1 protein-coding gene is annotated in these 621 nt (G+C 51.0%); it reads left to right on the plus strand.

Translation table 11 applies throughout. From position 1 onward, the window contains the following. Positions 1-150: 150 nt before the first annotated feature. Entirely contained in the window at positions 151-486 is a 336-nt protein-coding gene (locus tag J5069_RS23840) for a gamma-glutamylcyclotransferase (protein ID WP_264626940.1), read from the plus strand. Positions 487-621 lie beyond the last annotated feature (135 nt).

The following is a 621-nucleotide window of genomic DNA, read 5'->3' on the forward strand; positions in this document are numbered from 1 at the left end:
TGCAAGGTCCAATGGACCGCGTTGAGGAATGTGGGGGCGTACATCGATAATGTTGATAATGATCCCCTTGCTGCGTTACGGTAAATATTACGCGACGCTCCTTACCACCAGAGCAGGACACATCATTATTGTTAACATGACAGGAGCAGTATGGACAGTCTCTTTGTATACGGCACGCTGATGCCCGAGTGTGAAAATGCGCATCTGTTGGAGTCGATAGGCGGCACGTGGGTGCAGGGCTCGGTATCGGGTTCACTGCTTGATGCAGGATGGGGGGCCGGTATGGGGTATCCGGGGATTGTTCTCGATAACACCGGAAACCGCGTTGAGGGGTATCTGTTTTATTCTGCGTCCCTGGCCGAGCATTGGGATGCGCTTGATGAATTTGAAGGTGAGGAATATGCCAGAGTGCCGGTAGACGTCACGACAAAAGAGGGGGAGATTGTCTCCTCTTTCATCTACACGGTGGTACCCGAAGCACGTTAATACGACGGTATGCGTGCTGCCTTTCCACGTATGGCGGGGGACGTGCTATAAAAAAACGTTTTTCATCTGCGCCGCGTCTGCTGTCATTATCTTTAGCCCTGTCAATATTGATTCGGGCTGTGTCTATTTAACTTT

The sequence above is a fragment of the Candidatus Symbiopectobacterium sp. NZEC127 genome, from assembly GCF_025962675.1.
In the GTDB taxonomy this organism is placed as follows: Bacteria; Pseudomonadota; Gammaproteobacteria; order Enterobacterales; family Enterobacteriaceae; genus Symbiopectobacterium.

Excerpts from the sequence above, each read along its gene's own strand:
- J5069_RS23840 (WP_264626940.1), top strand. The coding sequence starts at position 151 with ATGGACAGTCTCTTTGTATACGGCACGCTGATGCCCGAGTGTGAAAAT.